The sequence below is a fragment of the Thiothrix sp. UBA5583 genome (genome assembly GCA_002425225.1).
GTDB lineage: Bacteria > Pseudomonadota > Gammaproteobacteria > Thiotrichales > Thiotrichaceae > Thiothrix > Thiothrix moscowensis.
On sequence record DILV01000002.1, the window covers coordinates 1 to 6986 of the forward strand.

General features: G+C 53.4%; 14 protein-coding genes. 13 read left to right on the top strand and 1 reads right to left on the bottom strand.

What is annotated here, in order from left to right; genetic code table 11:
* Positions 1-169 precede the first annotated feature (169 nt).
* The 13 genes from B2U47_RS00230 (at position 170) to B2U47_RS00285 (ending at position 6634) form a co-directional block, all read left to right on the top strand.
* On the top strand, positions 170-976 hold the full coding sequence (locus tag B2U47_RS00230; RefSeq protein WP_296674207.1) for a PFL_4669 family integrating conjugative element protein: 807 nt from the start codon (positions 170-172) through the stop codon (positions 974-976).
* 64 nt (positions 977-1040) lie between these two features.
* Entirely contained in the window at positions 1041-1481 is a 441-nt protein-coding gene (locus B2U47_RS00235) for a hypothetical protein (protein ID WP_296674204.1), read from the top strand.
* Positions 1482-1535: 54 nt separating this feature from the next.
* On the top strand, positions 1536-1913 hold the full coding sequence (locus B2U47_RS00240; protein WP_296674202.1) for a single-stranded DNA-binding protein: 378 nt from the start codon (positions 1536-1538) through the stop codon (positions 1911-1913).
* Positions 1914-2003: 90 nt separating this feature from the next.
* Entirely contained in the window at positions 2004-2189 is a 186-nt protein-coding gene (locus tag B2U47_RS00245; protein ID WP_296674201.1) for a hypothetical protein, read from the top strand.
* Positions 2167-2397: a hypothetical protein gene (locus tag B2U47_RS00250; protein ID WP_296674198.1), complete on the top strand. Its 231-nt coding sequence runs from the start codon at positions 2167-2169 to the stop codon at positions 2395-2397. The genes B2U47_RS00245 and B2U47_RS00250 overlap by 23 nt, the downstream gene beginning before the upstream one ends.
* A 14-nt stretch (positions 2398-2411) precedes the next feature.
* Positions 2412-2678 (top strand): hypothetical protein, encoded by a 267-nt coding sequence (locus B2U47_RS00255; protein WP_296683824.1) that lies wholly within the window; start codon positions 2412-2414, stop codon positions 2676-2678.
* 45 nt (positions 2679-2723) lie between these two features.
* Positions 2724-2939, top strand: a complete 216-nt coding sequence (locus B2U47_RS17250) for a helix-turn-helix domain-containing protein (protein WP_414718059.1) — start codon at positions 2724-2726, stop codon at positions 2937-2939.
* Between the two features lie 113 nt (positions 2940-3052).
* Positions 3053-3571: a hypothetical protein gene (locus tag B2U47_RS00260; RefSeq protein ID WP_296674195.1), complete on the top strand. Its 519-nt coding sequence runs from the start codon at positions 3053-3055 to the stop codon at positions 3569-3571.
* Positions 3568-3837, top strand: coding sequence for a hypothetical protein (locus tag B2U47_RS00265; RefSeq protein ID WP_296674193.1), 270 nt, complete (start codon positions 3568-3570; stop codon positions 3835-3837). Before B2U47_RS00260 ends, B2U47_RS00265 begins: the two co-directional genes overlap by 4 nt.
* Positions 3834-4055, top strand: a complete 222-nt coding sequence (locus tag B2U47_RS00270; protein WP_296674191.1) for a hypothetical protein — start codon at positions 3834-3836, stop codon at positions 4053-4055. The genes B2U47_RS00265 and B2U47_RS00270 overlap by 4 nt, the downstream gene beginning before the upstream one ends.
* Before the next feature lie 2 nt (positions 4056-4057).
* Positions 4058-4327 carry a hypothetical protein gene (locus B2U47_RS00275; RefSeq protein ID WP_296674190.1) on the top strand — a complete coding sequence of 90 codons (270 nt, stop codon included), beginning with the start codon at positions 4058-4060 and terminating at the stop codon, positions 4325-4327.
* Positions 4328-4333: 6 nt separating this feature from the next.
* Positions 4334-6424, top strand: a complete 2091-nt coding sequence (locus tag B2U47_RS00280; protein ID WP_296674188.1) for a DNA topoisomerase III — start codon at positions 4334-4336, stop codon at positions 6422-6424.
* A 6-nt stretch (positions 6425-6430) separates the two neighbouring features.
* Positions 6431-6634, top strand: coding sequence for a hypothetical protein (locus tag B2U47_RS00285; protein ID WP_296674187.1), 204 nt, complete (start codon positions 6431-6433; stop codon positions 6632-6634).
* Between the two features lie 157 nt (positions 6635-6791).
* On the opposite strand, the gene B2U47_RS17230 is transcribed toward B2U47_RS00285, so the two are convergent.
* Positions 6792-6986: hypothetical protein (locus tag B2U47_RS17230; protein ID WP_349675740.1), on the bottom strand; the 195-nt coding region annotated here is incomplete at its 5' end.

A 6986-nucleotide genomic window follows, 5' to 3' on the forward strand; every position in this document is an offset into this window, starting at 1 on the left:
GGGGGGCGGCTGCGGAGGCGCACGCTCGGCCCGCCGGGCGGGGGGGGGGGGGGGGGTGTCGCCGAGCAAAACACTCCGGCCGCCCGGAACGGGGGGGGGGGGGGGTCTCCCCCAGGGCAACACTTCAGCCGACCCCGAAAAGTAAATATTCAAGTTATCAGCAGAGGTAATGATGGAAGTTAAGAACAGACAAGCAGGAATACCAGCCGTCAGTGGGCGGTTTATGAACCAATTCAACCGGGGTGGTGGGTTTATGGCTGGTGCAGCGGACAACCAAGGGTTGGGGCGGCTGCGTGGAGATGTCACTGTCACGATCCAGACCCGACAAGCGCAGACCCTGCTGACGGGGCGTGATGCGACTCCTGAACGCAAGGGTGTGATGGGATTGATGCGTTTCAGCCGGAATCTGTCACAGATTACAGCCGCTGCCAAGGCGGATGACCCGTGGGCGGATTGGTATCTGGTGCAGGTTGAAGAACGGTTGGAAGCCGCAGAGAAAACCCTAGTTGCCATGAAGGCGGATATGCAGGCGGTTTTACAAGCAAACCCACTGATGGATGTCAGGGTTTCTGAATCTGTTAAACCGCTGCAAGTAACCGTTGGTTTTTCCTCACCCCATGCGTACTGGATAGCGAGGGTGATTACCGAACTCGATACGTTGGTACGCATGATCCTCACCGCCCAGCACGTTGCATTGATGGTGACTACGGAGGCGCACCGCAGGATGGATGCAGCTTCGGTGCTGATACGCCGGGTGTTTGAATCCACTGACCGTTACCGGGCAACAGGCTTGACCAGGGACGATGTGGCAAGCGACCTGGCGCAGGTGCAGGAAGCCATGCAGAAAATGGGGGCTGTGCCAGAAGATGTACTGAATGGCAGCAGACGGGCGAAGTTTGCCCCAGCCTTACCGCCGAAGGCGGAGAGGGAACTGGAAGCTGTGGCAGCGGTTGGCAGTGCTGAGAGTGCAAGTTAGCACGGGTGCAGGTTAGCACTGCCTAAAGGGCTTTTAAGGGTAAGGGAGAGATGCGGAGGTTGTGATGGGAATTTATGGGCTGCCCTATGACGGGATCAAGGCGATACGTGCTGAGCGGAATCGGTTGGCTCAGCAGGAAAAGGAGCTTGCAGCAGAGATAGGGAGGTTGAAGCAGGCGTTTCTGGATACCTTTGGGTTGGGTGCGCCAGTGGTCTTTCTACACGAGCGTAACCGGGCATTCATGCCGTTGGTATGGCGGGACATGACCCAGGGAAGGAACAGGCGGATTAGGGTTGCCGTAGGTGATAAAGACTGGTTGCGGGCAATATCGAGGCTGGAAAAGGATGTGCAGCGCAAGCTACTGGGGTTTGAAGAGAGCCGGATGTTCTTGAACCATGCCTTGGGGATGGTGCGGTATGACCTTGAACGGGTCAGCCGGTTGGAAAGAGAGTTTGATGCCTGGCGCAGGCTGATGCGCGAAATGAATCAGGGCGAAGGTAACTAACCACTGCCCGGCGATGGTGGATAGATTAATTGCAACAACAAAGAGGGTTTGAATATGCCAAACAGGTTTGAAGGCCGTGGGAATCTGGGTGCCGATCCAGTGCTGAAGTATGTGGATGTGGCAGAGGGTGAAAAGCGGGCTGTTTGTGGATTGTGGGTGTACTTTGATCGGCCTGTCAGGGATGGGGAGGAATGGAAAGATCAAGGCGGGTTCTGGATGAATGTTGCCTACTGGGGAAAGCGTGGGGAGCTGGCAGGCAAACTGCTTGCCAAGGGTTGCCGGGTTTTTGTGGTTGGTACTTTGGTGCAGGATACCTGGGCGGACAAGGACACAGGGGAAGAGAAAAGCCGTCTGGTGCTGGAAGCTGAAAGTGTTGATCTCGACATGATGCGGATTGGGTCAGTGAAGTTTGTTGAGAAGCGGGGGGAGTGATGGGTAAGACTGCTTGGTGAGTAACATTGCTGACTTGTTGCTGCTTTCAGATTATGGTCTGCTCTTTTATTCGACGGAGCAGATACTGAGATGGCAAATATTAACAAACGGTTTGCAGATTTTTTGGAGAAGGTTGGTGCAGGTGTAACAGTCCTTGGATTCGGTGGTGGCTGGATTTCATCGCAAGTATCTGCATCTGAAGCTGTTTTGGTGGTTGGATTTGGAATAGCGTTGATATTTTTTGCAATTATTCTTGATCAAGGAAATGGAGGGTAGTGATTTGATACAGGTGGTAATGCAGTGCGAACCCGTGGGTGGTGGCGCTTTTGAAGGCTTGTCGCAAGCCAACAGTAATAACATGTTGGTGTACATGGGATTGTTCGTACTTGCAAATGGCTTGCTTGTTATCTGGATGCGTTACCGTGATAGGCGAAAGGCCAAGCATGAGGTAGATAAGCGTGGTGAAGGTAGTAATGATGGATAAACAAGGGGGGAGTGATGGCGGGGAAAGAGTTGAAGGTTTTCATGGGTACTGCGTTGCGGGGAAAAGACCGGGCGCGACTCGCTGTGAAGGCAGGGCTGCCGCTACGTGAGTTCAACCGTGTGGTTGATGGGGGAAGCCTGGAAGGCGAAACAATTTCAGTAGTCAGGAAAGTGGCGCGGGCGTTGGGGTTGCCGCTAGTTGATGTGTTTCGGGAGTATCTCAGGGAAGATGATCCTGTGACAGTCAGTGTGCCTGTGCAGTGGTTAAGGAAAGCTGGTTAAGCAAGGGAGGTTAAGATGGCGGCAGCAGAGGTAAAGCAGTATTTGATGCAGGTGGTGGCAAGGGCTGGGAATAATAAGTCAAGGATTGCCAGGGATGCGGGTATTTCCAGGAATACCCTTTACCGGATACTCCGGGGTGATCTGGAGGAAGTAAAAATCGCCACTATTTCCAAGTTGACACGGGTGCTAAAGGTGAGACCGCAGGTATTGATGTCGATGTATTTCCAGAGGGATGCAGGAAATACAGTGGTAGGGCTTTAAATCATGGGTATGGCAAAAATTCTGGATGCAATGGGGATTGGTGGTGCTGCTGTCACCTCGGCAGATAGTGGCTTTTTCTTTATGGGTTTAATGCTGATTTAAAGGGGGAACTTGTGTTTAAACGTTGTGATGGATGTGGGTCATCAATAATTGTTGGAGGTGTGTGTTCTCACTGTGGTGGTTCTGTTTTTAAAGATACTGGTGCAGTTAACCAATCTGTTGGTGTTGGTAAAGAAAGTGCGGCAGGGGTGAAAAATGGGGATGAAACCAGAAGTGCGGGGGATTCCCGTGAAGGTATTGATCCTGATGCAGTGGTTATTGGGCTATTATTTTTGGCGTTGTTTATAGCTATCTTGGTTGGCATATTGTTTTTTTCAGGTGATGCCCAGGAAGTTAGTGAAATTAACCCTAAGCGGGTCGGTGATTATCCAGCCGATGTTGGGACGTTAATTGAAGGTCTGGCAAATACGGTTAGTCGCCTTTCTGGGGTGGTTGGATTTCTGACGTTTATTGTTGGTACGGGAGTGGCGCTAATTCGCGGGAACCCTTTAATGGCTATTCCGGGGGCTTTACTGGCAGTCGGGATGATGGTTTTACCAAAAATGGTGGCGGCGCTATGGGTGGTGCAATGATGGAAGATAAAATGAAAAAGAACTATGGTTTTATTTTTGGCTTGGTGATGATGTTGGTTGGAATGACGGGGTGTTTATGGTTGTTTACGGTTGCTGAAATAGTGGGGGTTCGCCTTTCTTCTGCTGTAGTCATCCCTTTTTTTGGGGCGTTTCCTTTGGTTTTGTTTGCTTTGGGTTGTTTGTCCTTGGTGTATATCGGAGGTGCGTTTATCAATGGCACTGACAAAAATAGATTAAACAGTTCGGTGACAAGGATAAAAACATGACACGCTGGTGGGCGTTTTTCTGTTTGGCTGCATCCATAATTATTCCCTTTGGGGTTCTGTTTATTTATCCGGCTGGGCTGTTCGGTGAGGTTTTTCTCCCATCTGGGTGGCAATACTGGGTCGTTACTAGTGGATACTGGTTTGGGATGTCGCTACTGATGATTTTGGTGGTTGGGATTTTCTACGAACCATTAGGTGAATGGTTACAGGAGAAATAGTGATGGGTCTGGTTGAATGGGGAAAGTGGGGGCTGGTAGCGGTGATGGGCGGAATCGTTTTCTATCAGGTACTGGCGGACAGCCGGGAGATCAGCAGAACAGGCATTCAGGTGTCCAGAAAGTATTACCTGTACAAGTATGGGGCATTTTCAGCGCTGGCGGCACTATTCATCCGATTCTTGGAGCAGTTGACCGGGATGCAAAGTAATCTCGATTGGGTATTTGTCGGTTTGTGGGTAATCATGGGTATCTTGGCTGGAATAAGGAACTAGATAGTGATGCTTTACGTGTGTGAGAAGCCGAGCCAGGCACGGGATATTGCCCGAGTGCTGGGGGCTGCCAGCAAGGGGGATGGCTACCTGCATGGCAATGGTGTGCAGGTGACGTGGTGCTTTGGGCATTTGCTGGAGCAGGCTGAACCTGAAGCGTATGGCGAACAGTTCAAACGCTGGAGTCTGGAAGCCCTGCCGATTTTGCCGCAGCAGTGGAGGCTGGAAGTGAAGAAGTCCGGGGCAAAGCAGTTCAAGGTGGTCAAGGGCTTGCTGGGGCAGGCAAAGCATGTGGTGATTGCCACAGATGCTGACCGGGAAGGGGAAATGATTGCCCGCGAAGTCATGGAACTGTGCCGTTACCGGGGGCAGGTGTCACGCTTGTGGCTGTCAGCGCTGGATGATGCCAGTATTCGCAAGGCACTGGGGCAGCTCAAGCCAGGGCAGGCGACGGAAATGCTGTATCAGGCCGGGCTGGCACGCAGCCGGGCTGACTGGCTGGTGGGCATGAACCTGAGCCGAGCTTATACGCTGGTAGCCCAGTACAGCGGGCAGTTGGGCAGCAAGGGTGGTGCGCTCAGTGTGGGGCGGGTGCAAACCCCAACCTTGCGGCTGGTAGTTGACCGGGACGAGCAGATACAGCACTTTGTCCCCGTCGATTACTGGGATGTGACCGCCAGTTGTTTGCCAGACAAGGATGCCAAACAGTTCAAAGCCAACTGGGTTCCGGGCAAGGGAACGCCCGGCATTGATGAAGAAGGGCGTTGTGTCGACAGGGCATTGGCCCAGCAGGTGTTGGTTGCCTGCAAGGGGCAGGATGCGGAGGTGGTACGTTGCACCACGGAGCGCAAGCGCCAGATGGCTCCTTTGCCTTACGACCTGTCCGGTTTGCAGGTGGAAGCCTCCCGCCGCTGGGGGCTGGGTGCGCAGCAGGTACTGGATATTGCCCAGTCCCTGTACGAAAAGCACAAGCTGACCACCTACCCGCGTACTGATTGTGGCTACCTGCCGATGTCGCAACATGCCGAGGCCGGGGCGGTGTTCAAGGCATTGGTGTTGACCGACCGGAACATGGCTGGGTTGGTATCCCAGGCAGATGCCAGCATCAAGGGCAAGGTGTGGGATGACAGCAAAATCACTGCCCACCACGGGATTATCCCCACCGCAGCAGGCGGGCGGCTGGATAGCCTTTCAGAGCATGAGTTATTCGTGTATGACCTGATCCGCCGCCGTTATTTGGCTCAGTTTTTTCCCGCACATGAATATGACCAGACGATCATTGAGCTGGATTGCCAGAGCTACCTGTTCCGGGTGTCGGGACGGGTTGACCGGGTGCGGGGCTGGAAAGCTGCTTATCAGGAACCTGCCGATGAGGCAGACGGCAAACCCATGGGTGCGGATGGTGATGGGCAGGCACTGCCCGTCCTCAACAAGGGGGATAAGGTACTGGTTCTGGATACCAGTGAGATCCAGCGGCAGACCAAACCACCTCCACCTTATACGGAGGGTACGCTGATCCAGGCGATGAAGGGTATCGCCAAACTGGTGGAAAACCCCAAGCTGAAGGCAATCCTCAAGGACAATGCCGGGATCGGTACAGAAGCGACCCGCGCAGCCATTATCGAAACCCTGTTGCAGCGTGGCCTGCTGGTGCGGGAAGGCAAGAAAAAGCAGTTGCGTGCCAGCCCTAAAGGGGTTGCTCTGATCAGGATGTTACCGGATACGGTCAAAGACCCGGCGCTGACCGCCGCTTGGGAACAGGCACTGGAGTCCATTGCCAGCGGTGAAATGACCCTGATGCAGTTCATGGACAAACAGCAAGGATGGCTGGTCAAGGTGCTGGAACGTGCCAAGGCGGGGGTGGGTTCGGCAAGGCAACAGCCGGAATCTGTAGCAGTAACGGGAAAGGCTGGTGCAGCTAATACAGCGGTTGGTGTCGGCAGGGGGCAGGAGGCTGGTGCAGTGGATCAGGCAGGGAAGGTATGCCCGAGTTGCGGCAAGCCCATGCACAGGCGTAATGGCAGGTTCGGGAATTTTTGGGGATGTAGCGGGTATCCGGGGTGCAAGACGATTGTGAATGTTGGAGGAAATGGAAAATGAAGCGGTATGACTATCTACCAGATTGATTACATAGGTTGTTGCGGGCAGGAGGTCAGCAGCCGGTTTGTTGGGGATATGGCGGGCTTACAACATGAAATCACCTGGATTGAGGAGCGGGGTGGGTGGGGCATTTCAATCGAGGAAGAAGGCAGTGGGGTGATGGTGTATGAGGATGGAGAGTTCGTGGAAACCACTCCGATAAAAACTTGACTGCCATTTGCGGGTGGTTTTAGGATTAGCGCATCCCATGTGTGTTGTTGCACTATCAACAAGTCCCTGGCTGCTACGGCAGCGATCCCTTCAAGCCCTATCATGCTACTGCATGGGGCGGCATCCGCAAGATGCTGGTAGCCTATTTTACTTACCTTTACTTTTTACCTGCCCTATCGGGAGAACAACTCCCTTTGGGTGTGTGCTTCTCCTGACGTTTTTCTGCGTCCATTTCTAGGAGAAATACCATGTCTGCATCAGTGAACAAAGTAACCCTCATCGGCACATTGGGCCGCGATCCTGAAGTCAAGTACATGCCCTCTGGTGGGTAGGGTAATCGCATTAAACCGCT

What these genes read in the sequence shown, in the direction of transcription:
- B2U47_RS00240 (WP_296674202.1), top strand. Translation starts at nt 1,536, where the DNA reads ATGCCAAACAGGTTTGAAGGCCGTGGGAATCTGGGTGCCGATCCAGTG.
- B2U47_RS00275 (WP_296674190.1), top strand. Translation starts at nt 4,058, where the DNA reads ATGGGTCTGGTTGAATGGGGAAAGTGGGGGCTGGTAGCGGTGATGGGC.
- B2U47_RS00270 (WP_296674191.1), top strand. Translation starts at nt 3,834, where the DNA reads ATGACACGCTGGTGGGCGTTTTTCTGTTTGGCTGCATCCATAATTATT.
- B2U47_RS00235 (WP_296674204.1), top strand. Translation starts at nt 1,041, where the DNA reads ATGGGAATTTATGGGCTGCCCTATGACGGGATCAAGGCGATACGTGCT.
- B2U47_RS00255 (WP_296683824.1), top strand. Translation starts at nt 2,412, where the DNA reads ATGGCGGGGAAAGAGTTGAAGGTTTTCATGGGTACTGCGTTGCGGGGA.
- B2U47_RS00285 (WP_296674187.1), top strand. Translation starts at nt 6,431, where the DNA reads ATGACTATCTACCAGATTGATTACATAGGTTGTTGCGGGCAGGAGGTC.
- B2U47_RS17250 (WP_414718059.1), top strand. Translation starts at nt 2,724, where the DNA reads ATGCAGGTGGTGGCAAGGGCTGGGAATAATAAGTCAAGGATTGCCAGG.
- B2U47_RS00230 (WP_296674207.1), top strand. Translation starts at nt 170, where the DNA reads ATGATGGAAGTTAAGAACAGACAAGCAGGAATACCAGCCGTCAGTGGG.
- B2U47_RS00245 (WP_296674201.1), top strand. Translation starts at nt 2,004, where the DNA reads ATGGCAAATATTAACAAACGGTTTGCAGATTTTTTGGAGAAGGTTGGT.
- B2U47_RS00280 (WP_296674188.1), top strand. Translation starts at nt 4,334, where the DNA reads ATGCTTTACGTGTGTGAGAAGCCGAGCCAGGCACGGGATATTGCCCGA.
- B2U47_RS00265 (WP_296674193.1), top strand. Translation starts at nt 3,568, where the DNA reads ATGATGGAAGATAAAATGAAAAAGAACTATGGTTTTATTTTTGGCTTG.